The sequence below is a fragment of the Sulfobacillus thermosulfidooxidans genome (assembly GCF_001280565.1).
Lineage (GTDB): Bacteria > Bacillota > Sulfobacillia > Sulfobacillales > Sulfobacillaceae > Sulfobacillus > Sulfobacillus thermosulfidooxidans_A.
Window position 1 is genome coordinate 107,283 of the sequence record NZ_LGRO01000002.1, and the last position, 23,510, is coordinate 130,792.

Below are 23,510 nucleotides of genomic sequence, written 5' to 3' on the forward strand. Positions count from 1 at the left end.
GTGATCTGCTACACCATAGATTCATGGCTCCCTATATACCGTCTTTCACGTTGCAGGGTGCTCACAGTTCGGTGTCGGGTAAGAAGAATTGTTCGGAACGGTGGCTTAATCCCCATTCAAGAGCTTCCATGGCTGGACCAGACAGTTTAATGCCCGCATCCGGATGCATTATGGCCAGCACTTCGTCGGTATCTAGTTGCCGGCGGTAAGGGCGCGCATGCGCTAAGGCATCGTAAACATCCGCCACTGCCACAATTTGTCCGGTTAATGGAATCTCTTGTCCTTTAAGACCTAGATGATAGCCACACCCATCCAGTCTCTCATGGTGGGAAGCCGCTGCAACAGCGACGGGATGCAGTGCAGACAAAGGCTCCAAGATATGATAAGTCCACTGAGGATGCTTTTCGATTTCTCGTCGTTCCATTTCATCAAGTCGTCCTGGCTTATCCAAAATTAAATTGCTCACCCCAAGTTTTCCCAGATCATGAAGGAATCCGGCCAGTAACGTTTCTTCTTGCAAACGCTTGCTGAGGCCCATCATTTCGGCTATCGCAGCCGCAACCCGAGCAGTTCGCATTGAATGCCTTGCCGTCCAACTTGATTTAGTATCAACGATTTCGGCAAAAACCCGGGCGATATGCAGCAATTGGTCCAACGAATTTAAGGGGATTGCAGAAGGATCCGGATCGAGAGCAGCAATGGCACGGGGATCTGAAATTTGACTAAGCTGGTACCAAAAATGTGCGGAACTAGCCATGGCCAGAAAGATATCTACCAGTTCCGGATCAAACCATGTGCCTTTTCGCTCTAGCGCGACTTGAAGCGCACTATCTGGCCCTGAGCGGTTCCAAAAAATTTCTACGGTTTGTGCCAAATTTAAAATACGAGCCAAAACAGGAATCTCTTCACCTTTTAATCCGCGCGGGTGTCCTGATCCATCCCAGTGTTCATCCAGGTTAAGAACGGCTTCAGGAGCAATATTCACCCATCCGAGTTCCCTCACCACATCAGCACCCCGGGTACAGCGCATCTCAACCAGTTCGCGCGCTGCCATAGGACCTCGTTTGCCGAGGCTGACAATTTGATAAATACGCTGAGCTAACGGAGCCCCTACTTTAGCTTGGGAGACGGCATAGCGCATGGCATGCCATAAATTGGACCAATTGACCGATTTCAGCGCGTATTTCGCACTGCGATCATCTGTCCCAAACCACTCAGCTACTTGCTGGGCATTAGCCGAGCATCCTGCATCTTTTAACAGCAAGGCATAGTAGAGCTCCGCACGTTCTTTTTCTGGCAAATCTAAATGCCGGCCAATTTCCATGCCAATCCAACAGGTGCGCATCGCATGGCCCATCGGCTCGCCCTCTGTAAGATCTAATGCACGAGAGAGGGCCGCCACCAATTCAGCGGTGGGAATCGACATAACAGGATCATAATTAATCATTGGGATGCTCACCTCACTTCCAACTTATCATAGCTTGGGTGAGACGAGGACATCCTTAGACGCAATTTCCCAGACAGGCACTGCACAGAAATTCTCCCATCTTTGCCGCTCACATCGCCTGCCTCTTCTTGCTGTTTACGACGAACACAGAACCGGCAAAAAAAATTGCTTAATCATAAATTTTCATACCAAAACCCATTCCCCTTCATTATCCTTATGCGATAATTTGTATGATTCAAATATTATGATATTGGGTTGGAAAAATTATCCGAAAGGTTGTGTGTTATGAGAAGACGACGAGCCTTATTCCCCTTAATGGCAGGTGCTTTAGGAACTTTTTTGTGGAGCGGCACTCCTCTTTTCGCGGCCTCTTCTCTGCCTGTCACCTTATATGTGAGCCCCCAAGGAAGCAATACTACGGGAAGTGGTTCCCTACAACAACCCTACCAAACAATCAATTATGCGTTGTCTGTGGCTCCCAGTGGCGCAACGGTTGTGCTCTTACCTGGCGTCTATCATGAAAGCCCTATAATTGCCAAACCCATTACGCTTAAAGGAGAACCTGGCGAACGCCAACACACCATCATTGATGCCAAAGGATACAATAATGCGGTATTAATTACGGGCACTAACGCAAGCGGTACCCAAATTTCACATTTAACCTTGGAAAATGCCAATAATCAAGATATTTTAGGTGTCGATGCCTCGCATCTCCTTATTAGCCATGATACTATTACCCAAAGCGACCAAAATCCGACACCCTCTATTTTCGAAGACAAAGCGATTACGTTGATGGGTTCCACAGGCAGCATCATCCGTAACAATATGATTGTTAATAACCCTGAAGGAGGCATCACCTTAACGGATGACGGAATGTTTTCTCCTGGACTAGCTGACCCGTTATCCGACCATCCCTCCATGGTCTCAGAAGACAATCAGGTATCCAACAACATTGTGGAAAACAATCCCGGGGGCTGCGGCATTGTGGTGGGTTCGTTTAATAAAGCAGGATCCATTGGCAACCAAATTCTGAATAATACGGTATCCGGTAATGCGCAAGGCATTGACATCGGTGTCGCTCCTATGGGAAGTCAATCGCTTAATAATGTGGTATCTGGCAATGTGATTTCCCACAATAGTATTCCCGGAGTGCTGGTTCATCTCACAGCGCCCGGCCAGATTATGTCCGGCACTATTGTCCGCGACAACACGATTTCCGACAATGGCCCTGATCCGGAATTCCATTTGTTCAAGCCAAGCGGCATTGCGCTAATGGGAAATGGTTCGGTGGTGAAGAACACCACCATCGAACAGAATATCATCAACCAGGAATATTATGGCATCTGGAGTCAAAATGCCCAGAATACACAAGGTATCCCATCAAATACAACAAGCCATGTCATGACAGCATACACCGTGGCCACACCGCCTTTGACCATCAATTTGCAAGGCCCAACGGGACAACTGACCTCAGGGGCAAGTTTGACCTATAACGCGCTAGCGTCGGAGTCGATGCTCTATCAATTCTGGCTCCAAAACCCTTCAGGTCACTGGACCGTGATTCAAAATTATTCCAAGAATTCTCAAGTGCATCTATCCAAATTACCGGATGGGACCTATACCCTTGTGGTTTACGGGATGACGCCCGCTGAGTTCGCGGATCACGACTGGCACAGCGCCGTGAGTCAAAGCGCTGTCATTGAAGTGGGAAGCCAAGTTCACGTATCACAGCAAGGTTCCTTCATCGTCGGTCAGACTGAGACAGTGATGGCATCATCTTCGGAAATTTCTCATGTCCAGTATCAATTTTGGCTTAAGACGCCTGAAGGTCAATGGATATCTTCCGGTGCTTATGGCGCGCCTTCATTTAAATTTACTCCTGAAGAACCGGGAACGTACCAAGTGGTAGTTTATGCAAAACCCCTAAACGCTGTAGCCAATGCTAGCGAAGCCGCGAGCACAACCACAACGATGAGTATTGCCCCGGCAGCCAATTCCCTTGTCGCTTTAGGCGATTCGATTAGCTTTGGCTACAACTTAGGTTCAAACCTTCAACCGTCCCCCTTGGCTTTCCCCTACCTTATTGGCCAACAAGAACATCTTCCGGTTAACGATTTAGCTGTCCCAGGATGGACATCAACCAACTTACTTACAGCGCTGAAATCTCCTTTGTATCTTGAGGCGCTGAAAACGGCCAAAGTCGTTACCATTGATATCGGCAGCAACGATTTGCTGTCCATCGCCTTGAAAGATGGCATCTTATTCAGCGGTACCAATCAACTCACCCCAGCTGAAGAGAATGCAATCTCTCAAACGCTAAGCCAATTTAGGGTCAATCTCGGCATGATTTTGACAGAAGTGCATCAAGCGGCGCCGCAGGCCCATATTGTTTTATACAACATTTACAATCCATTTCCGACCCAAATGGCCTCGTTGCATAATCTTGTCGATCCTCCGATTGTAGCAATGAATCAAATTATCGCCAAAGCCGCTTCGGCCTTCAACATTCCCGTCGCCAACGCCTATCAGGCCTTTGATGGTCACGAACAACAAGACATTATTACCGAAAATGTTCATCCCTCTGTCGTGGGACAAGAAACCTTAGCTACCTTAGGAGAACAACTACTTGGCCCATCAAATCCCTAATTCTTAATCACGACAACGCCGCTACCCTTCCGTAGCGGCGTTGTCTATCATCTGTACCTTGGCAACTAAATGATGCGCCAAAACCTCTAGCTCGAGTGATTCGCCAGCCCTACATCCTATCCTTCATGCGTTCACATAATGGATTTCAGTATCTAGATTATCCCTCGTCATATGTGCTAATATAATACTTTTGGCCTGTGCAGAGAAGTAGAGTGCCGTAAATTTTAACGCGAAGCACGACGATTGGTGGAGGATAGCCAAAAGAACGGTGATTTCATTATCAATAGGGAAAACAGCCCGAAGACCATGACAATAAAACCCGCTGCAGCGGTGATCTGCGGCACAGCAAAAAAATGTAGAAGCCACAACCCCATAATCCCTCCCAGCACCGATCCGGTATAAGCACTTGATCGGCTTAAACCAGAAATCCGCCCTATCCAGCGTGCGTCTGTTTGTTGCTGCCGCAGGGCTCGCCAAAATGTGGTATAGACCGTGACTCCACCTAAGTATAGGGCTTGGCCCACGACGACAAGCCATGGAATGCTCGCCCAACTCACCCAAAGCACTCCAAGTCCCTGCGCGACCACCCCGATGGCCATAAAACGCAAGGGATGATGCGCCAGGCGCATTATCCCGGAAGAAGCATGTTGGATAAAGAGATTCACGAAATACGGGAAGCCATTGGCAATGCCCAGCCATAATCCTATTTGAGCAATAGAGGAGTGCAAGTGAAGTCGCAATAGAATGACCAAGAGACTGGAATATGTAGCCAAAGAAAAATTACCAAATCCGCTGAAGACTAGTCCCCAACGCAGCTTGGGATGACGTGGAAGAAACAATACAATGTCTCGGGTTAGGGAAAAAGATGTTACCCGATTTGGTAACCCTAAATTCTTAAGACTTGGGGCACGATATAAGCTGATGACCGCTATGAGCACTAATATGCCTTGAAAAATCAAGATGTCAACATAGCCCGCCAGCGCTAACAGGGTTCCGCCAATAAGAGGGCCTAAAAATCCCGTGACATAGTTGATAGCTTCCCACCGAGCATTCATCTGCAACAAGAAATCGGCAGGAGATAATAAGGGAAAGCACGATTCTGTGATGGGTAAAACACTGGCTAATGATGATCCCATGAAGAACCCGGCCAAAGGTACCAAAATATGCCACAATGGATGATAATGCCACATCATCAACAGCAAAATGGGCAGAAATAATGTCAAATTCAATATGATCAGAAGACGTTGACGATGAAACCGGTCGGCCAAAATTCCGCCAACTAAACCCAGACCAATATAGGGAATCATCTCAAAAATAAACGCCCATAATGCCCAAATCGCATTATGAGTTGTCGAATAAATTTCCCATGGCAAAGTCACCCAATACATTTGATAGACCAGCAAAATCAAGCCTTGGCCATACAAAAGAGAATTCACCGTGTCCATACATCCTCAAACCATAATCCCGGAAAGTTGTTAGAATCTCTCAATGGGTAAGACACTACACCATTAACCAGTCATGGTGCTTGTATCACCAAGATCTCATAAAAATTAATCACGTGACAAGATTTTTAATATATAATATCACCCTCAAATACCCCAATTGAGTTGCTAACAGTGCATATCTTCTCTCATTCCGTGAGATCGGCAGAATCTTATCATCCGTCCCTAGACTTCAGATTTTCATGAAAAGGTGAGAAATCTTCAAGGAAAACTCTAGCCACAGGAAGTCTCTGATTATTCCCGGTAAGGCACACCGGAATTTAGCGGTAGATCTGTATAAAAATAACGACTGTGGCAGATTGTATGGTTATGAACAAAGACCTACCCGACATATATGCTGATTGGGCCAATTTAACTCAAGATGTTCTGTTTCGTATCGACCAGTTGTTACAGCATCTGAATGAAGGCAATAGTCTGCCTCCCTTGTCCCAAGTGGGTCCGTTATTAACGGCTTCCTTCAAACCGAGCCCAGATTTGGTGATTCGGATGGTAGAAACTCCCGCAATTCAACCACAGGCAGCGTCCCTCGCCTACCTTTCTACTATCGTCGATGCCACACAGGTTGATCAGAATGTCGTGGCCGCCTTGATAAGTTCACCGGCCCCTCCTGACCAATGGGATCGGATACCCATTAGTCAATCTCCTGTCAAGCGCATCACGACTTGGAAAGATGTGCTTCAGCACTTGGTTCAGGGATGGACACTGATTTTTGTTCCTGGAATCACTTGGGCTTGGGGAGTGGATACCACCAAATTTCCCTCCCGGAGTATCGGCCGCCCTCAAACCGAATTGACGATTCGCGGGCCCAATGATGCCTTCACGGAGCTGCTCACCACCCAAATGGGTCAATTGCGGCAACGCTTTCATGATCCGGCCCTGACTTTTCATCCCATTACTTTGGGACATAGACAGCGCACCGATGTCGCTATAACTTATCTGCGGGGCTTAGCCAACCCTAATCTCATCGATCAGGTTATCCAACGACTCAATACTATTGATTTCGACGGCCGCTCTAGTTCCTCGGAAGTTGCCGGGTTAATCCGGGACCATCCCCAGTCTATCTTTCCGACTATCCGTTCCACCGAACGGGTCGATATTGCTACGCGTGCTCTATTGGAGGGCAAAGCCGTGATTTTGGTCGACGGCGATCCATTTGTGCTAATCGCTCCCGCTCCCTTAGCCGATTTTTACCGAACGGCCATGGATTATTCGGGAGCCTGGTATGATATTTCATTTGTCCGCGTCATCCGTCTTTTTGGTTGGATTATGGGTATCTATCTACCTGCTTTATATATTGCTTTAACAGAGGTCAATACCAATCTCTTGCCTCCGGCTCTGTTAATTCTCATAGCAGGCGATCATGCCGGCTTGCCATTCACCCCACTCGTGGAAGCGCTCCTTATGGTCTTAGTGATTGAGGTCTTGCGCGAAGCAGCATTGCGACTTCCCAAGGCGTTATCGACAACTATTGGCACGGTTGGCGCCATCGTCGTGGGTACTGCGGTCGTCAAGGCTGGGCTCGTGAGCCCGCAAATGATCGTCGTCATCACCTTAACCGCGCTCAGTTTTTATTCCGTTCCGGTTTATGATCTGACCGGCACATGGCGTCTGGTTAATGCCATCATGCTTCTCGCTAGTGCCATGCTGGGTTTATATGGCATCATCTGGGTCACCATGGTCGTCATGGGTTTTCTTACGGATTTAACATCGTTTGGCACCCCTTATTTCGTTCCCTTTGCTCCTTTTCGGGTGACCGATTGGCGCGATCTTTTCATTCGGCAACCGTGGACCCGCTTTCGCCGCCGCCTCACCACAGCTCGGCCGAGAGACATCCGAACGATGGACGACTCCCATATTGTGCCCCCACCCCATTTAAAGAAAGGACGATCCTGAATGGCCCGGTGGCAATGGAAACCATGGATTATGGCACTTCTTCTCCCCATGATCACCGGATGCTGGGATCAACGGCCTATTGAGCAAGAAGCCATTGTGGTCGGCATGGGAGTAACACGTAATCACCAGTGGACGATGGTTTTTCCCAATGTGGCAGTCAGCGTCGGCAGTCTCACCGGGATACCGCCCAGCCAGCAGTTCTATTCGGTCACTGTAAAAGCCAAGACATGGCCCCAAGCCCTAGAAGAAGCGCAAGCAGCCATCGACCGCAATATTTCCTTTGGAGAACTTCAGGTCTTAGCATTGGACCGTCATCTACAGACCCCATCTGTCGCGAAAATAGTCGATGCGTTAAATGCCATGGGTCCGATCCCTGCAACGTTTTGGTTGATGGCCGCCCAGCGAGGTCCTCTGACCCTTCTAACCCGGAGCTCACCTCAAACCATCGTCCCCTATTATTACCTGTCAACCTATTTTGATTGCACCAATTGTCATGCCATCAATTTGGATCAACGCGAATGGCAGTGGTGGGCTCAATCAGAAACGCCTGGTATATCACCTTACGTACCGCTTGTCGTGCCGATTTCCGGAGGAATAACAGTGCGGCAAATTCTTGTTTATCCTCCCCATGGCTCTCCACAGTTGATGCCTATTACAGCCACGACCGGGTTTGCTTATTTAACCGGTCGTGTGCTCCATGCCGCACTCACCGTACCCGTCGAATCTTATAAATTTGTGCTCGGCAAAGTCGGGGAATCCGTGAAGGTTCATGCCCATTTCACTTCTCAATCCGTGGCTGTACACATTACCATTCATGCCCATGGCATCATTATGTCGACACCCCCAGGGGTGATTGTGACCCGTGACATGGAAGAAATCGCATCCCATCAGGCCGCCCAACGAATTGCTGCCGAGTCCCTAACAGCTATACGCTGGGCCAATGAGACCCATACCGATCCCTTTGGATTTGCCAAGAGTGCCGCATGGGCTCATCCCATTCTCGCTGCTCAATTCAGTCCTGAGCAGTTGACCCAGTTACCTATTCATGCACAGGTTACCGTAAAATTTCAGGTACTTGGAGAAGGAGTTTCACGTTAATGGAGCCGATAGAACCGATTGGTCGAGGCCAATTTTTCCTAATGACTGCTGTCTCTGTCGTGGCAGGCGGTGTGTATATTTGGCCCCAAACTGTGATTAGTGAATCCGGACGTGATGCAGCTTGGGCCATCGCCCTATCGATTGCCACCGCCATGATTTTGGTTTGGTTACAGACACTCTGGCCTCCGAAAACAGTGGGAGCGACGGAACTCGGGCGCATGCATTCTTTATGGGGATTTTTCCGGTGGCCCGTATTTATGGCCACCGCTTTGCTCTATGTTCTTCTCGATGGGGCATTGCTTGCGCTTTTTAGCCAGCTCTTGTCCATCGCATTTTATCCCCGAACCCCCCGGCTGGTATTCACACTCAGTATTGCCCTGCTCTGCACTTGGTTTGCCAGTAAATCCCTGACGCATTTGGCCCGCACCGTGCAATTTTGGTTTCCCCTAGTCATTGGTTCCTTTCTTCTTCTCACCCTGTTATCCTTGGGTAATCTACGCAATCCGGTAGCCATTCTCCCCTCCAGTCAAATTCAACTGCTCCCCATTGGCCGGGGATTTGTGGCTACCTGGTATCTTTGGATCCAAGGGGAACTGATCGTGACAGCCGGAGGCCATGTTCGCGGTACCAGCTGGACGGTCATTCGGCGGTGGGCTTTAGCCGCTATCGCTTTTCAAGGTTTAATTATCATCCTGATTTATGTTTTGGTAATCGGTACCTTGGGCCCCGATGCGGCCGTTACCCTAGAATGGCCCCTGATTTATATTTTTTCCAATTTAACCGTTCAAACAGCATTCATTAGCCGCCCCGGACTGCTCATTATGATCGCATGGGTCGTCGCGTTGATTCTTTATCTCACAGTGCACTTATGGGTCTTATCCACCAATCTTCAAGAAGGCTGGCATCTAAGAGAGCGTTATCGCATCATCGTGATCGTCGCCGTTGCGGGACAATGGCTTCTCATTGCCCATTTCTTACCCAGTCCCATTGTCGCCACGCACCTGGTCGTACGAGCTATTGATCCCGTCGCCTTAACCGTGACCGTTTTCACCACAGTCAGCGCCGTTGTGCTAAGCCTCTGGCATCACTCCCAGCATGAAACATAACCAGCACTTTCGTCAGCGCAGAAAAGACTGAAATAATATCAAACCGAGAGACTACCATATCCATCAAAAAAGTGGTCTTCATTAACTAGCATCAAAAAATCGGGCGCCACCGGCGGCGGCGACTTTATCCAGAGCCCGTCCGAGGGCATCATCCGTAAAATCGGCCGCGGTGCGGCCGGATCCAAACAACAAGGGCACATCGGTTAACTGAAATTGCTCGTGGACGCGATACAGAGGTCGACGAGCGGTGAGCAAATTGACGACGAGCGCGAAAATCCGTTCGCCGGGCGACAGGTGGCAACGCTGCGAATCCCACGCAACGGTCTGATTTATGGCCTCGACGAATCCAATTTCCTCACAGAGGGCTCGGATGACCGTTCCAGCCCCCACAACAGCGGGTGTCGGCATGGGTGTGTTCATAAGAGATTACTTCGCCATGCGATACACAATCTCCTTTGCGATAAGCCCAAAAAAAATAATTTTTTTGTTCCCGCCACGTGCGGAAAGTAAGGTACAGAGATCCACGGACGAAACTTTTACCGAACCGTTCTTTCATGAGATTTACCGGATCATTAAGGAACGAGAAATTCTTACCCACCGCAATCTTTTGAATCCTTACACTGCCGAAACCTATTTGATCGATGTGATCGGCGAAGAACCTTGTTGGATATTTCGCTATACGACATTTGAAAACATCTCCCAGCCCCTTAAGGGTAAAAGCTTTAATGTGTTTTGTAATCCGCGAGATATGGTGAAGAAATTTTATTCGTTGCTTGCTGATGTCAACACCGATGAAGTGCAGAAATGGGACAAGACAAAACTGGCAGAACAGATTTTCGAGATGATAGAAACTGCATTAATTGGGGGATAATAAAATGTTCTATTGTTTACCCTCAATCCCTCTTAGTTCAATTAACACGTATCACTTCGTCAACAAGTTACAATAATATTGTCGCCCAAGCATTGTCAGGACAATAGTATTATCTGCGTGAAGGTAATCTCAGTGCAGGATGGCAACACTGTACCTATGATCACGGCTGGAGCTATCCCGGAGATACTTTGGCGATTGCTCAAGGTATATCTTATCCCATGGCAACTTATCTCCGATATACTGTATTTTACAATGGTACGGAAGCTATATGGAATTCTACGCCCGCATACCGTACAGCCTTGGTGTCTTGTCCCGTACCTAAACCCGTAGATTAAACCATCTCAAAGGAGGCATTCTTAATGAGAAGTACGAGCCAGGAAACCGATAGTGTCCGGTCTTTAATGCGCCATGCATGGGATAACGTCGAAACCGTGCGTGCCGTAGCGCGGGCGCAATACTATGACGTCGGCGAGGACGCGCAGCCAAGCCGTCATCCTTTTTGGCGATTTTTGGACCCCACCGCGTTGTTTGCGTTTGATAATCAACCGGAACCGTGGAGACTCCGGGCATGGTGGAAAAGCCCCGACGCCTGGCGTTATGCGGAACGAAGTCCTGCCGGGACGGAGGAAGAATATGTTGCCGTGGGTCATCACTGGACTTATCGGATGAATGGCCAGCAAATGGCTTACGGTGTTTTCCCCGTGAAGGAACTGCCTCTCGTATTGAGTGTCGGCAGCCCCCAGTGGACGGCCTATGAAAATTGCCAACGGGTCGGATGGCTGAATCCAGCTTTGTGGGTGGACTCAATGTCTCTGACTGTCTTAGAACACGCAAGGATACAAGACTATGAGGTTTTTCATGTGTTAGCCTATCCGGATCCGGACGCATTACGGACACAGCGTGGATTATTTGACCCGACGCAAGATCTTGAATGGGTGACGGCGGGCCACGTGTTTCAACTCTGGGTGAATGCGTATACAGGATTTTTCCGGAGGCTCTCGGCGGAAGCCGACAATGGCCGAGCTTGGGACATTCTTATCGACATCTTAGAAATTAACCAACCGTTGGATGGAGGCATTTTCTAAAGTTATTGTCGGTTCATTGATTTGAAAGGGGCCATCGTATTCGGAAAGTATCCAAGCACTAACAATCCGATGGCTGTCCCAGACAGCAAGCCATCTACAAAGTCGGGTGCTTGTTAGTGAAATATATTGCAGCTGCTAACAAACTTATCCCAACGACAATGAGAATTTTTGGATTTAATTTAAACATTGGCTGACCTCCTTTTTGATCGACTAACAATGACTGTATATATAATTAATCGGTTTAATCCCCAATATCTAGACAAATCGCCCGATCGCATGGGTTGGCTCACGATAACGATGAGATGGAATCTATTTCTGTAAGCATGGGCGGCAAGGAGATTTCTGCGCTCGCGTCACGGACGATACCGCCCGGAGTCGCCAGGCGTCCAGAGTCCGCTATGTCGTGGTTTCGCAGTGCTCGGGACCCTCGGCCCTCCGGGCAATAATGCGTCGACAAGAGCGCAGAAGTGCTTACGGCGCACAGTTAGCGGCTTTTTTGCTTTCTGCGTTTGCAACCGTAACGGGTCAGGTCGAGTTGGACCGTGAATTGCGAAAGTAGGGAGAACAAGAGACATTTGCCACGTTAGGGACAAAGTGGGAAGACAGTTTTCGGTCGCCAACAGGAGAGTTTGACGCGGACAACTTTGTGCAGGAATCTATGCAAATGGCCACACTACTTGGAGGATCGGCAATATCTGATGAAGCTTTTGTGGCACAACAAAAATTGCTGAAAATTGAAAGATGCTGGAACGAACTCACACTGGCCCAACAAGATCAAATCCTTGTAACCATCAGGTCTATGCTAAATAAAAGTCGTCCTAAAGATTAGTTGTTCCTGCAGCCCACGGCTGCGGCGTCTCGTGTCCTATTTCCTCCCTGTTTTCCCCGGAGCGTTGGGTTCGGGCGATGTGTCTTTTGACGGCGCGAATGGCACCCGGGATCGCCCCGGTTGCGGGCGGGTTCTCTCGTGGTGACGCCTCGTGGTGACGGGGCGGAGGTGCGGGGCAATAAAAATCCCGCAACATTGTGTGGTGCGGGTTTCAAACTTTTGGTGCGCCCGAAGGGACTCGAACCCCTGCTTCAGGCTCCGGAGGCCTGCGTGATATCCACTTCACCACGGGCGCAAACGCTCAATTATAATATCATGATCAGGCCATCTTCGCAATATTTTGCCCCAAGGCCAAAGGTCTTAAAGCCCAATAAGCCGTTTCCATGCGCGGAATTTGCACATGATATGTCCATGCCTGACGTGTAAGATATCCTTGAAGATGTTCCACTTCTAGCGGATATCCCCGCTGAGAATCTTTAAACATTGATGAGGTCATGGATAAAGGGAGGCTTTGAATTCGGTTCCAAATGCGGCTATGTATGTCCTCGGGCAAAGCCACTTGAAGGGAACGAGCTACCGTTATGGTCTCCTCCAGAGCATAGGATAACCATGAGGCGCTGTGTTCATCCGCTAAAATTTCCCCGATGCTATTCTTAAATACCGTCGTAGCCGCACTGAACACCACCAAAAAAATATATTTAATCCACATATCTGTCATAATATTTGGGCTCTCGGTGAATTGCACTCCTTGTCGTGCAAAAGCTTCCCCAAGAAATGCTATGTTCGCCGGAAGATTTCCGGTGACAGAACCCACCACCAGTTCTTGCATTGGACTCGTTTGTTCAACGACACCACTGGGTAGAAGTGTCGCCTCGGTGTAGCATATTCCACCTAAAACATGCTCTGGTCCATAACGAGCGAGCAATTCATCCATGTGGGCGACGCCATTTAATAAAGGAATGATAACACTTCCTTGAGTCACTAATTGATCTAATGTATCCCACAGATTGGGCAGGTGATAGCTTTTTACCGCCAAAAACACGACATCGTAATGACTCGCGGATGAAATCCTTTGCAAAATGGGCGGATGCAGATGAAAATCCCCGTGGACACTGTGTACCACAAGTCCGTCCTTTTGAATTTGTTGGTAACGACCGGAACGAACTAAAAATGTTACCGGGACGCCTTCTTGAATCAGTTTTCCACCAAAATAACTGCCTAATGCACCAGCTCCAATTACCAAAACAGTCATCACTTCACCACCCTATGATTTTTATTCACTTTACTATAGCAAAGGTTTGATAAAATCACGCAGGAACCAAACATCACAATGAAGGCTTAATTCCGAAATGATTCTCCTCTTTTCTCCCTGATATTTCCGAAATATTTACTTTTAATGATATATGGCATTTAACCTCTCAAAGAATTAGGCAAAAAGCATTACAATAGGTATAGAGGTTTTTAACCAGTGCGTATTTATGGTGTTTTCCCGCCAATCTCACGTATTAACGCATTCGAGATGAGTGTGATGTCACGATTATCATGATTCGTACTATGAAAGGGCGTTTTCGGGCTTTAGATCCTGAGGTTCCCTATCATGCGGTATTACCGGTGTCAAAGGAGGTTTTTATGTGAGTTCAGCTATAACAATGTATCAACAATCATTAGAAGATGTGTTGATTTTTCTTTTATTCGGGATCGGTGCGAAAGTCATCATTTTATTAGTCATTCGCACTCATCCGCCCAAAGTCCCCAAAGGTCGTATTATTCTTTGGTACGGATTAGGAGCCTATTGGGCCATTAGCTCATTAATCCAAATGTGGCCTACTATGGCGGTAGCTTCGGCACAGTCTTTGCAAACTCACCCGTTATTACATGCCCTTGCCCCATTTTGGGGTCATCATCCAGTAGCTGACACCCTGTGGAGTATCGTTATCCAAATGGTCTTAGGAATCGTTTTGCTCACAGAAAGAGAAAACATTACGGGCCGCATTGCCCTAATCCTTTCTGCTTTCTGGTCATTTTTCCTATGGATTGCGGGAGAGAATTGGGGAGGCTTGAGTCACACTTCCGCATCCTTAGTGATGGGAAGTCCCGGTGCAGGATTTTTTGCCCTGTTAGCCTCATTAGCCCTTTTAGCTCCTGTATCTTGGTGGACCAATGCCAAAGTGCCCCAATGGATTTTTAAAGTCCTGGTCGTTGTTTGGGGATTAGGAACAATTTGGCAACTTATCCATTTCAGTTCCGCGACCGCATGGCAACCGGTATGGATTCCGCAAGTCGATGGCGCCGAACCTCACTGGGTCATCGCGTTACGGCATGGAGAACAAGCCCTCTTGGAACATAACGCTCTAGTCATCAACCTCATCCTCGTGGCGCTCATGGTCTTGATGGAAGTGCTGTTCATCATCCCCTCACCGAAAGCGCTATTTTGGACCGTATTGGCCATCAATCTCGCCGCTTTTTGGTGGCTTGGACAAGGATTTGGATTTCGCCCAGCCTACGGTGCCAATTTAAATACGGCACCACTCCTATTACTTCTTATTCTCTCCACCAAAACGCACTGGCGAAAAGTTGAGGGGCAAAAACAAATGTCCTCCCGTTTATCTGCTTAATGCCAAATGCTCTTAATATCTCCGCCCTAGAATCTAACAAGGGGCGGAGAGTTTTTCTGTGACTACCATGTTCATAATTTTCTTCAAATCTATGATTTTCATAGATCATCATCAAAAGGTTCATCCGGGATCCTCATTATCCCAATGTCGCGAAGCACATTGTTCCCATTACAACTTTCCCGTCATCAACAAAAATCCTAGAATAACAAAAGCTGCTCCCGCCCCAAAGTGAATATATTGGGCAGGAATCAATTTCGTCACAGCTTCCCCAAAAATGACACCCAATAAAGCACTAAACGATAAAGCGAGAGCGGCTCCAATAAACACGGATAATGCAGAATTGCTTTGAGCTGACAGGGTCATCACACTCAGTTGTGTTTTATCCCCTAATTCGGCAAAGAAAATTAATCCAAAGGTTGACAACATGACCTTCCAATCCACCCAAATCCCTCCCCACATAGCTTGTGCCTCGTCCTCCCCATCTCTTAGGATACCTATGACAGAACGGCCGGTTTCATGAACGAAAAATGGGCCATACTCGAGCATTTGCCTAAAATTCTGGCTAGTTGTGTCAGGTTCTACCGATAAGGTAGATGATATAATGACGCTTTAAGCGATTGGCACGAGACAATAGCGATGCCACGATGTTTGGGGGTCATAAGGCACATGTGGAATATCCTTAATATTTTTGGCACCATAGCATTTGCCATATCCGGTGCTCTGGTTGCCATTGAAGAAAATTATGATATCTTTGGGATTTTTGTGTTGAGCTTTATTACCGCATTTGGGGGCGGAGCTATCCGTAATCTTTTAATCGGCCTTCCCATCCAGCTATTATGGAGTCAGTCAGCATTGTTCCAGACTGCACTTTTAACCACGCTTGTCATCTTGCTTCTCCCCACAATATGGCTTAAACGTTGGCCTTTGATTCTCATCTTTTTCGATGCAGTGGGTCTTGCCGCCTATGCAATTGAAGGAGCCCTCTATGCCGTTTCAGCCCATCACGGATTGGCAACGATCATCGTGGCAGCAACCTTGACGGGAATAGGAGGTGGCATGTTACGCGACGTCCTTGCAGGACGCAAACCTTTTGTGTTACAACATGACGAATATTATGCCATCTGGACCATTTTAGGCGGGCTGGCTATTGGCCTTAAATGGGTTCAAAGTCCCTTCCAACTTTATATGCTTTTAGGATCTATTGTCGTCTTGCGCATGATATCGGTCATCTTTCACTGGCGTGTTCCGCACCATCTTTTCACGCAATGGAGCCGGCAAAAAGGGAATTCGCCGACTCCGTGAATGCTAAAGTTCGCCATGCGTCAAGACGTTTTTATGAGATCGAGACGGTAATTTTGGCCTTCCCAGTGTCCCGCATCTGGCCAGTAAAAGGTGAATTCCACCATTTCCTGTCCTTTGAGATCGACATCGAAAAAGTACACACCTAATCCGTTATCCTTCATGTCCTGCATCTGGTGCGTTTTCCATGCGTTTGTGGTAAATACACACTCTGCGTGTTGGGGCACCACAATCCGCAAAGTCTCATCACTCGGATAGAAATGATGGCGTTTATGGTTAAATTGCCAAAACACCATGTGAGAATGCGTGGGATGCATCGTATAACGCATTTTGACCACATCAGGCATTTCAAAAACGCGTCCGTCCATGGCCGAACGCAGTAATTTGATGTATTCGGCATGAGCCCAGACCAGGGGCATAGCTGATCCTGAAGGCCGGCCAAAAAAGAGTTCTTTTTCGGGAATATCCGGTTGATCCCAGACTTGTTCGGGAATCATTCCGCCTACACTGGAGGCTCCTTCCATGGCTCTTAAATAAGGTTCGGGAGATTCTCCGAGTGCCAGAGCATAATGCCCCCGCTCTCCGGCCAATAAGGGCCACAGACGTCCTTGGCCCGCACCTTGAAATGGCGATCCATCAGGCATTTCGCCGTATCCATCGTGATTATAACGGTGCCATAACGGACCATAAGGCAAATCCACCTTTAACACCGCATCATAGGCAGCTACTGAATCGACAATATGGGGATCGCGAGGCGATTTTAAGCCGTAACGGACCAGTTCCAAAAATCCGCCATCAATCACGGCTTCTTCCGGATATTGATTCGGTTCGCCTGGCAACACATTCTTGATGGGAACGTAGCCATGTTCCACCCGACCGTCGGGACTGGGCGGGACGGATACGTGAATGCGAACATAATGCCGCGGAAAACGGGGATCGACTTGCCCATGCTCAGTAAAAGTCCATTTGTCGATGCGCCCTTGCCAATAATCAGCAAGGTGCTCACAAAATTCGGCAATATTGTCGTCGCCCTGCTGCCGGGCTAAATCAGCCCCCAGGATTAAGGCACTAATCGTGGCAGCCAATGTGGAGGGCGAATAGCCGCCGTCTTCCTCCCATCGGTCTTGTTGCGTCACCGGACCTGATAGGCAAATATACCGGAGAGCTTTCTTGACCATGCCGTAAACTGCCCGTTGGTTTTTTATATCTTTCAATTGCCACAAATGATAGGCTAAGTGAATAGGAAAAGCGGTTTCGTCGAGTTGCGATCCTGACCAATAGGGGACGCCATCCAGCCAAAAATTCTGTGGCCACGACCCATCCGCCTTCTGCGTCGCAATCAGAAACAACAATGCCTGCCATGCCGCCTCAATGTCTCCTAGGGCAATAAATGCCTGGGCCGCTTCGACCATGTCCCTTGGCCAAACCAAATGGTATCCGCCCATGTTGCCGTCTCCCGCAGCATTACCCCAGGGAATTGATAAGGATGCGATAATGCCGCCCGGAAATAATTTGCCGTGGTGAATTTTTAGGACCATGGCCGAAATGCGCTGCTCACGACTATGGGGATCATCATAAGGTAAAAGGCCACTTAAGCCACTCATATATTCACGCCATTCTTGAATATAGCGTTGTTCAATCGTGTAATAGGGATGCAATAGAGCTAAGGACGCCGTAAATTTTGCTTCTTGGATGCTGCGCCCAAAAGCCAAAGCAATCATCTGTTCAGGTTCTGTTAAATCAAGTTCCGCGGTTAAGGCCACATTACCGTCTAAAGCCTCATCATAGGCTTCTAGTGTTCGCCTATAATAGAGTTGTGTCCAGCCATCTGACGCTCCGACGTAACCGACACTGCAGGATCGAAATTTGGCGGTCGATTGAATGCATAATGCCGTAGCTTCCCGCCAAGCCAATAATGCTGGTTCTTCGCGCAAGGTGATAATTTGTGCGTTATTGTGTGCCCCCTGATTGCCGATATGGGGAGCCACTAACAAGAAAACCCGAAAGTCTTCAATTGATCCCTTGAGAACTTCAAAGCGAAACTGTTGGATAACGACATTGCCATCGGGCCATGTGACAATCCGTTTGATGATCCGAAAGGTGCTCTGAGGATCCGTATTAATGAGTTCAAAAGCGGGTGCATCGGGGTCTATGTAATGAAACTCATGCCGCAGATCCCGTTTTTCTTCCAGAAAGCGGCCATCATGTGTGAGGACAAGAAATTGCGCGTCGCGGGTATTGGCCTGATCCATCCGAGGAAAATAGATTTCATTTAAAATTCCATGCGATAAAGTAAACCATACGCGGGATGTTCCAGCAATTGATGTGCCAACCGCCATTTTATCACTACTGGTCCACCGTGGTTCGAGTCCTGGTGCTCCGGGTGCCTGCATTAAATCCCCTCCCTACCTTTGTTATGCAAATGGGACAATCTCAAATGTGCTGCTTCTTTTCATTATGCATGAGCATCACAACGAAAAGGTTGGGACACCAGGCCAAAAACCATGAAATTTTTGCACGAGATAACGCCTTTAACCTGCTTTGGCCCTAAGTCGCCGGATAAGCTCAATGGTCTTAGCACAGGGTCAGCGTGCGATTTCTGCCATCCACAGGGGATTATCGATGATCACCCCATCAATCCCTTCATGAATCCACTGGGTCATGGTCCGAGCATCTTTGAGACTCCACGCGGCAACTTGATATCCCGCCTGCTGATAACGCTTTAGCGATTGCACGCTTAAAAACGGCGCCGCAACGTGAACGGCATCAACATGAACGAGACTCGCAAACTCTTCTACGTCTGGCAACCAACTCGCCCACAGTGCAGCACGAGAAATATCTGGCAGACGTTCTTCCAAAAGGGTTAATAAGGTTCCACTAAATGATGAAAAAAGAATGCGATTTTGCCAATGCGCATGCCGAATAATATGGACTAAACAATCGACGAAAAAGGCATCCAGTGCACCTTGTTCCTTCAGTTCCAAATTTATGTACAGTGCCTTGGGCAATTGTGCCAAATCTTCGAGACGATTTATCGTGCCTTGAGTCAGTGCCTGGATATCCAACCAGTCCAAATCTTTAATCCTTAGTGGCTGACCATCTACCCCTGGCAATTCGGCATCATGGGCCAAAACAATGGTACCGTCCCGAGCAATTTGCAAATCGCATTCAATGCCATGAGCCCCCGCCTCAAAAGCATCTAAAAACGCCTGCAGACTATTTTCCGGATACCGGACCGCGTAACCGCGATGTGCCCATATGAATGGTTTCATTTGTTGATAACCCCAAAACATGTCTGCCTGCTCCTTTAATGACAAAATCACGAGACAACACCACAAACCCCTAGACGCCATATTCCCATGGTCTAGGTCTCATTTCACTATAGCAAAAGCGATCGTGCTATGCGGCTTGGATCGCTGGAGAACATTGTTAGATAACCCAGTAAATGTTATGGCAAAACAGGTTTAAGATTCTGAAGGAATTTCGAAAAAATTGTCGAATACGTATAATTATTCTTCCATTATTATATTCGCGACGGTTGTTAGACTGACCTATCCCCGTTCGTAGTACAGGATATTTTTATGGTTGGCTAGAATCATCTGCATGATCATTCAGGAGGCTGAGGAACTTGTCACGTAAATCTCTCGTTATGACATCAAGTCTCGTCCTTTCCCTCATTGCAGCGGGATGCGGCAATCAGACATCGGCTCCAACCAAAACCATAGTCAAAGGTGGGACAGCTGTCATCGCCTTAGCCCCACAGACATCGCCCAATTGGTTCTTTCCCATACGTGCGGTAGGATTTGGCTCGGATGTCAATATGCAGGTCGAGAATTTAATGTACAAACCGTTGTTGAGTATAACCCCAAGTGATGGCATCGATTTCGCTCATTCTCTTGTCTCGAGCATTGCTGTCTCCCATAACGATACGGTCTTTACTCTGCACCTCAATTCTCGCTATCGTTGGTCGAATAATCACCCCATCACGGCGAAGGACGTCTTATTCGCATGGAATCTTATCCAAACTACGAGTTCATCGAATCCCGATTTACCTTGGAGCCATGCAGGTAGCGGTGTCGGCGGAATTCCGGAATTGTGGAAGAACGTGACCGCTATCAATCCGACAACCGTGCAGGTTACCCTAAATTCTCCCGTCAATCCTATTTGGTTTGAACACAATGGATTAGCCCAAATCACCCCATTGCCGGTCTCCGTTTGGGATAAATATCCGCATAACATCATCAAAGAATTGGCCTACATCAAATCCGTCGCCAATTCGCCTGGTGCTGCACCCTATCACGTGGTCGATGGGCCTTACCAATTCGCCAGTATGCAACCCAATAATAACTGGACATTTATTCCCAATCCCCATTATGGTGGCCACAAATCGTCCCTGGCTAAAGTGATTTTTCAATACGAAACCTCACCGCAAGCGGAATTTGAAGGATTAAAAACCGGTACGATTACCGTCGGATATCTTCCGGCTTCCTTATGGGATTCACGGACTCAACTGCGCAATGACACCTTAACCACAGCCTATTTGTTCGGCTTTAATTACTTGCAACCCAATTTAAATCCCAAGGCTCCAGGAGGCCTCGGAAAAGCTTTCGACTCACGCTATGTACGTGAAGCCTTACAGATGGGAATCAACCAGCCAGGGATCATTTCCACGTTTTATCATGGCTATGGAGTCGTCGAAAACGGCCCTATTCCCTCTGAGCCCCCCACTCATTTTTACGATAGCCAGTTAAAATCGCCACTGTACCCCTACAACCCTCAAGCAGGAAAACAATTACTCGAAAAGCACGGATGGCACTTGGTTAATGGTGTCATGACCAAAGGATCGACGCGTCTAGCATTTACTTTAACTTATGTGAGCGGCAGCAATACAGTCAGTGATATTGCGCAATTACTTAAAAGCAGCTGGGCAAAAGAGGGAATCGCTGTCACCTTGCAGTCACAGCCCTTTGATCAAATTATTGCTCAAGCTAACCAAAGCGACCCCAGTAAATGGAATATGGTTTGGTGGGGCGGAGGATGGACATATGAGCCAGACTTTTATCCCACGGGTGGAGGCTTGTTCAAAACGGGTGCCGGCGCGAATTTTGGCGGATATAGCAGCTCCGTGATGGATCAATTAATAACTCAAACTTACGAACCCGGAACACCTCGTCAAATCCAACAACGTCTTGATGCGTACCAAAAATGGGCCGCAGAAGATTTGCCCGTGTTGTGGATGCCCTGGACCCCGTCGTTTAATGTCCATGCCAACGCCTTGCATGGGTCCGTTAAAACCTTTAATCCGGTATCGGATTTGTATTCTCCCAACTATTGGACCCTGTCCCCGTCCTAAAATTATTCCCCGAAGGCGACCCGAGTAAGCCTGCCTTCGGGGATATTTCTTCTTGCTATCTCTGTAAGTCCCTCATCTATCTTTAGAAACAACGCAATTTTCCCAGAATATTCGCTATACTGGTATTCAAAAAGGGGTTTTTTCCCATGCAGTCCCTCATTCATCGCCATAACTTATATGATCTTGTACACCGGTCCGCTGCTCGTTATCCTGAGAAAATCGCTGTGATCAGCCCCACTTCCCGACTTACCTACCGAAAATGGGAATGGGCTATTAATAATCTGGCCCAATTTCTTTTTCACCAGGGATTTCACAAAGGAGATAAGATCGCGGTAGATTCCCGAAACTCTGCGGAATATGCGACACTCATATTTGCCGCAGCTCAACTCGGTGTCATTCTGGTTCCCATCAATTTTATGTTAGCCGCCCCGGAAATTTCCTACATTTTGAGTCATGCTGAAGTCAATGGCATCATTAGTGACAGGGAATTTACTGAACGAATTGATACAGCCCTCACGCTATTACCCGACCCGACTGTCCTCACGGGTCGCCTTTTTGTGTTGATTCCAAAGGATGAGACTGTGGGATGGGAAGCACTTCCCAGCCTATCTTCTTTAGCTTCGCCACCACATCTTACTGATTTGCCCCTTGATGGACCTTCGGGCGATGACATGGCCCAAATCCTTTATACCTCGGGAACAGAATCTCGTCCAAAAGGTGTTATGCTCACCCATAACAACTTGATTCATGAATATGTGAGCGTTGTCATTGATGGAGGATTTGCAGCGGACGATATTGTCTTACATGCTCTACCGTTTTACCATAGTGCGCAACAGCATGTGTTCTTAGGCCCTTATACGTATTTAGGGGCTACGCACGTCATCACATCGATGCCCCGTCCCGATATTATTCTCCCTCTCATTGCGGAAGAACGCGTTACGGAGTTCTTTGCTCCCCCTACCGTTTGGATTAGCCTACTCCGCTCTCCCCTCTTTGATCATTATGATTTAAGCTCTTTGACCAAAGGCCATTATGGCGCGGCGATTATGCCTAAAGAAATTCTATTGGAACTCAGTCGGCGATTGCCCCACACCCAATTCTGGAATTTTTACGGTCAGACAGAAATCGCCCCGTTAGCCACCGTACTAAAACCTCATGATCAACTGAGAAAGCTTGGATCATGTGGGCAAGCGGCCCTCAATGTAGAAACGGTACTCCTCGATGAACATAATCAACCGGTACCTTGTGGAGAGATTGGTGAAATATGCCACCGTAGTCCCCATATTATGCCAGGGTACTACCGCGATCCCGAGAAGACCCAAGAGGCTTTTCAAGGCGGATGATTTCATAGCGGTGACTTAGGAATTATGGATGAAGACGGCTATTTAACTGTGGTCGACCGTAAGAAAGATATGATTAAAACCGGTGGAGAAAACGTCGCCAGTCGTGAAGTCGAAGAAGTCATTTACCAGTTGCCAGGGATTTTTGAAGTGGCCGTGATTGGCGTAGCCGATCCTTACTGGATCGAAAAAGTCGTGGCCATCGTTGTCTTAAAAGAGGGGATTACAATGAATGCATCCGATATTATCGCCTGGTGCCGGCAACATCTCGCACCCTACAAAGTTCCCAAAGAGGTGGTGATAACCTCTGCCTTACCGAAAAATCCAACGGGCAAAATCTTAAAACGGGAACTGCGTAGGAGCTTGGCTGAAGATTCAGGTCATATGTCACCAGCGTAAAGCTATGCATGTCGCCAGGCAGAGATC

18 protein-coding genes, 1 tRNA gene and 1 pseudogene are annotated in these 23,510 nt (G+C 47.9%); 12 read left to right on the forward strand and 8 right to left on the reverse strand.

The features are described 5' to 3' along the window. Positions 1-61 precede the first annotated feature (61 nt). Positions 62-1,447 carry an HD-GYP domain-containing protein gene (locus AOA63_RS16060; RefSeq protein ID WP_053960814.1) on the reverse strand — a complete coding sequence of 462 codons (1,386 nt, stop codon included), beginning with the start codon at positions 1,445-1,447 and terminating at the stop codon, positions 62-64. A 285-nt stretch (positions 1,448-1,732) separates the two neighbouring features. Here AOA63_RS16060 and AOA63_RS16065 point away from each other — a divergent pair, with 285 nt between their 5' ends. Continuing rightward, the gene (locus tag AOA63_RS16065; RefSeq protein WP_082344084.1) at positions 1,733-4,093 is read left to right on the forward strand and encodes a GDSL-type esterase/lipase family protein; all 2,361 of its coding nucleotides are present in this window, start codon (positions 1,733-1,735) and stop codon (positions 4,091-4,093) included. A 224-nt stretch (positions 4,094-4,317) separates the two neighbouring features. Here AOA63_RS16065 and AOA63_RS16070 read toward each other — a convergent pair whose 3' ends face one another. After that, on the reverse strand, positions 4,318-5,538 hold the full coding sequence (locus AOA63_RS16070; protein ID WP_082344085.1) for an MFS transporter: 1,221 nt from the start codon (positions 5,536-5,538) through the stop codon (positions 4,318-4,320). Positions 5,539-5,904: 366 nt separating this feature from the next. Here AOA63_RS16070 and AOA63_RS16075 point away from each other — a divergent pair, with 366 nt between their 5' ends. The 3 genes from AOA63_RS16075 to AOA63_RS16085 are packed head-to-tail and all read left to right on the forward strand — an operon-like array spanning position 5,905 to position 9,692. Beyond that, positions 5,905-7,488: a spore germination protein gene (locus AOA63_RS16075; protein ID WP_053960817.1), complete on the forward strand. Its 1,584-nt coding sequence runs from the start codon at positions 5,905-5,907 to the stop codon at positions 7,486-7,488. After that, positions 7,489-8,586, forward strand: coding sequence for a Ger(x)C family spore germination C-terminal domain-containing protein (locus AOA63_RS16080; protein ID WP_053960818.1), 1,098 nt, complete (start codon positions 7,489-7,491; stop codon positions 8,584-8,586). Then, positions 8,586-9,692: a GerAB/ArcD/ProY family transporter gene (locus AOA63_RS16085; protein ID WP_053960819.1), complete on the forward strand. Its 1,107-nt coding sequence runs from the start codon at positions 8,586-8,588 to the stop codon at positions 9,690-9,692. The genes AOA63_RS16080 and AOA63_RS16085 overlap by 1 nt, the downstream gene beginning before the upstream one ends. A gap of 87 nt (positions 9,693-9,779) precedes the next feature. Here the strand turns inward: AOA63_RS16085 and AOA63_RS16090 are convergent. Continuing rightward, positions 9,780-10,100 (reverse strand): annotated as a pseudogene (locus AOA63_RS16090) (DUF4277 domain-containing protein); the annotation flags it as partial. On the opposite strand from AOA63_RS16090, the gene AOA63_RS16095 reads away from it, so the two are divergent. The 3 genes from AOA63_RS16095 to AOA63_RS19875 all read left to right on the forward strand — a co-directional run bounded on the left by AOA63_RS16095 (position 10,099) and on the right by AOA63_RS19875 (position 12,477). Further along, positions 10,099-10,563: a hypothetical protein gene (locus AOA63_RS16095; RefSeq protein ID WP_139061673.1), complete on the forward strand. Its 465-nt coding sequence runs from the start codon at positions 10,099-10,101 to the stop codon at positions 10,561-10,563. The pseudogene AOA63_RS16090 and the gene AOA63_RS16095 overlap by 2 nt on opposite strands. A 359-nt stretch (positions 10,564-10,922) precedes the next feature. Beyond that, positions 10,923-11,648: a hypothetical protein gene (locus AOA63_RS16100; RefSeq protein ID WP_053960822.1), complete on the forward strand. Its 726-nt coding sequence runs from the start codon at positions 10,923-10,925 to the stop codon at positions 11,646-11,648. Positions 11,649-12,306: 658 nt separating this feature from the next. Then, positions 12,307-12,477 (forward strand): hypothetical protein, encoded by a 171-nt coding sequence (locus AOA63_RS19875; RefSeq protein ID WP_206742835.1) that lies wholly within the window; start codon positions 12,307-12,309, stop codon positions 12,475-12,477. A gap of 220 nt (positions 12,478-12,697) precedes the next feature. Here AOA63_RS19875 and AOA63_RS16105 read toward each other — a convergent pair. Together AOA63_RS16105 and AOA63_RS16110 are read right to left on the reverse strand one after the other, a co-directional pair. Further along, positions 12,698-12,772, reverse strand: a tRNA-Arg gene (locus AOA63_RS16105). 24 nt (positions 12,773-12,796) lie between these two features. Further along, entirely contained in the window at positions 12,797-13,729 is a 933-nt protein-coding gene (locus tag AOA63_RS16110; RefSeq protein WP_053960823.1) for a ketopantoate reductase family protein, read from the reverse strand. Positions 13,730-14,108: 379 nt separating this feature from the next. Here AOA63_RS16110 and AOA63_RS16115 point away from each other — a divergent pair, with 379 nt between their 5' ends. Next, positions 14,109-15,092 (forward strand): hypothetical protein, encoded by a 984-nt coding sequence (locus AOA63_RS16115; protein WP_139061674.1) that lies wholly within the window; start codon positions 14,109-14,111, stop codon positions 15,090-15,092. A gap of 168 nt (positions 15,093-15,260) precedes the next feature. On the opposite strand, the gene AOA63_RS16120 is transcribed toward AOA63_RS16115, so the two are convergent. Continuing rightward, entirely contained in the window at positions 15,261-15,533 is a 273-nt protein-coding gene (locus AOA63_RS16120; protein WP_020376279.1) for a TMEM165/GDT1 family protein, read from the reverse strand. 225 nt (positions 15,534-15,758) lie between these two features. Between AOA63_RS16120 and AOA63_RS16125 the strand changes: the two genes are divergently transcribed. Further along, entirely contained in the window at positions 15,759-16,394 is a 636-nt protein-coding gene (locus AOA63_RS16125; RefSeq protein ID WP_053960826.1) for a trimeric intracellular cation channel family protein, read from the forward strand. Positions 16,395-16,414: 20 nt separating this feature from the next. On the opposite strand, the gene AOA63_RS16130 is transcribed toward AOA63_RS16125, so the two are convergent. Then, positions 16,415-18,784: a glycoside hydrolase family 15 protein gene (locus AOA63_RS16130; protein ID WP_053960827.1), complete on the reverse strand. Its 2,370-nt coding sequence runs from the start codon at positions 18,782-18,784 to the stop codon at positions 16,415-16,417. 192 nt (positions 18,785-18,976) lie between these two features. Beyond that, complete coding sequence (locus AOA63_RS16135; protein ID WP_053960828.1) at positions 18,977-19,684, reverse strand: glycerophosphodiester phosphodiesterase; 708 nt, start codon at positions 19,682-19,684, stop codon at positions 18,977-18,979. 356 nt (positions 19,685-20,040) lie between these two features. Here AOA63_RS16135 and AOA63_RS16140 point away from each other — a divergent pair, with 356 nt between their 5' ends. The 3 genes from AOA63_RS16140 (at position 20,041) to AOA63_RS20260 (ending at position 23,483) form a co-directional block, all read left to right on the forward strand. Then, on the forward strand, positions 20,041-21,744 hold the full coding sequence (locus AOA63_RS16140; RefSeq protein WP_053960829.1) for a peptide ABC transporter substrate-binding protein: 1,704 nt from the start codon (positions 20,041-20,043) through the stop codon (positions 21,742-21,744). Positions 21,745-21,890: 146 nt separating this feature from the next. Continuing rightward, a complete protein-coding gene (locus tag AOA63_RS16145) occupies positions 21,891-23,087 on the forward strand; it encodes an AMP-binding protein (RefSeq protein ID WP_242848393.1) in 1,197 nt (398 codons plus the stop codon). Between the two features lie 24 nt (positions 23,088-23,111). Beyond that, the gene (locus tag AOA63_RS20260) at positions 23,112-23,483 is read left to right on the forward strand and encodes an AMP-binding enzyme (RefSeq protein ID WP_242848394.1); all 372 of its coding nucleotides are present in this window, start codon (positions 23,112-23,114) and stop codon (positions 23,481-23,483) included. Positions 23,484-23,510: the final 27 nt, after the last annotated feature.

What these genes read in the sequence shown, in the direction of transcription:
- AOA63_RS16060 (WP_053960814.1), bottom strand. Translation starts at nt 1,447, where the DNA reads ATGATTAATTATGATCCTGTTATGTCGATTCCCACCGCTGAATTGGTG.
- AOA63_RS16065 (WP_082344084.1), top strand. Translation starts at nt 1,733, where the DNA reads ATGAGAAGACGACGAGCCTTATTCCCCTTAATGGCAGGTGCTTTAGGA.
- AOA63_RS16070 (WP_082344085.1), bottom strand. Translation starts at nt 5,538, where the DNA reads ATGGACACGGTGAATTCTCTTTTGTATGGCCAAGGCTTGATTTTGCTG.
- AOA63_RS16075 (WP_053960817.1), top strand. Translation starts at nt 5,905, where the DNA reads ATGAACAAAGACCTACCCGACATATATGCTGATTGGGCCAATTTAACT.
- AOA63_RS16080 (WP_053960818.1), top strand. Translation starts at nt 7,489, where the DNA reads ATGGCCCGGTGGCAATGGAAACCATGGATTATGGCACTTCTTCTCCCC.
- AOA63_RS16085 (WP_053960819.1), top strand. Translation starts at nt 8,586, where the DNA reads ATGGAGCCGATAGAACCGATTGGTCGAGGCCAATTTTTCCTAATGACT.
- AOA63_RS16095 (WP_139061673.1), top strand. Translation starts at nt 10,099, where the DNA reads ATGGGTGTGTTCATAAGAGATTACTTCGCCATGCGATACACAATCTCC.
- AOA63_RS16100 (WP_053960822.1), top strand. Translation starts at nt 10,923, where the DNA reads ATGAGAAGTACGAGCCAGGAAACCGATAGTGTCCGGTCTTTAATGCGC.
- AOA63_RS19875 (WP_206742835.1), top strand. Translation starts at nt 12,307, where the DNA reads ATGCAAATGGCCACACTACTTGGAGGATCGGCAATATCTGATGAAGCT.
- AOA63_RS16110 (WP_053960823.1), bottom strand. Translation starts at nt 13,729, where the DNA reads ATGACTGTTTTGGTAATTGGAGCTGGTGCATTAGGCAGTTATTTTGGT.
- AOA63_RS16125 (WP_053960826.1), top strand. Translation starts at nt 15,759, where the DNA reads ATGTGGAATATCCTTAATATTTTTGGCACCATAGCATTTGCCATATCC.
- AOA63_RS16130 (WP_053960827.1), bottom strand. Translation starts at nt 18,784, where the DNA reads ATGCAGGCACCCGGAGCACCAGGACTCGAACCACGGTGGACCAGTAGT.
- AOA63_RS16135 (WP_053960828.1), bottom strand. Translation starts at nt 19,684, where the DNA reads ATGTTTTGGGGTTATCAACAAATGAAACCATTCATATGGGCACATCGC.
- AOA63_RS16140 (WP_053960829.1), top strand. Translation starts at nt 20,041, where the DNA reads ATGACATCAAGTCTCGTCCTTTCCCTCATTGCAGCGGGATGCGGCAAT.
- AOA63_RS16145 (WP_242848393.1), top strand. Translation starts at nt 21,891, where the DNA reads ATGCAGTCCCTCATTCATCGCCATAACTTATATGATCTTGTACACCGG.
- AOA63_RS20260 (WP_242848394.1), top strand. Translation starts at nt 23,112, where the DNA reads ATGGATGAAGACGGCTATTTAACTGTGGTCGACCGTAAGAAAGATATG.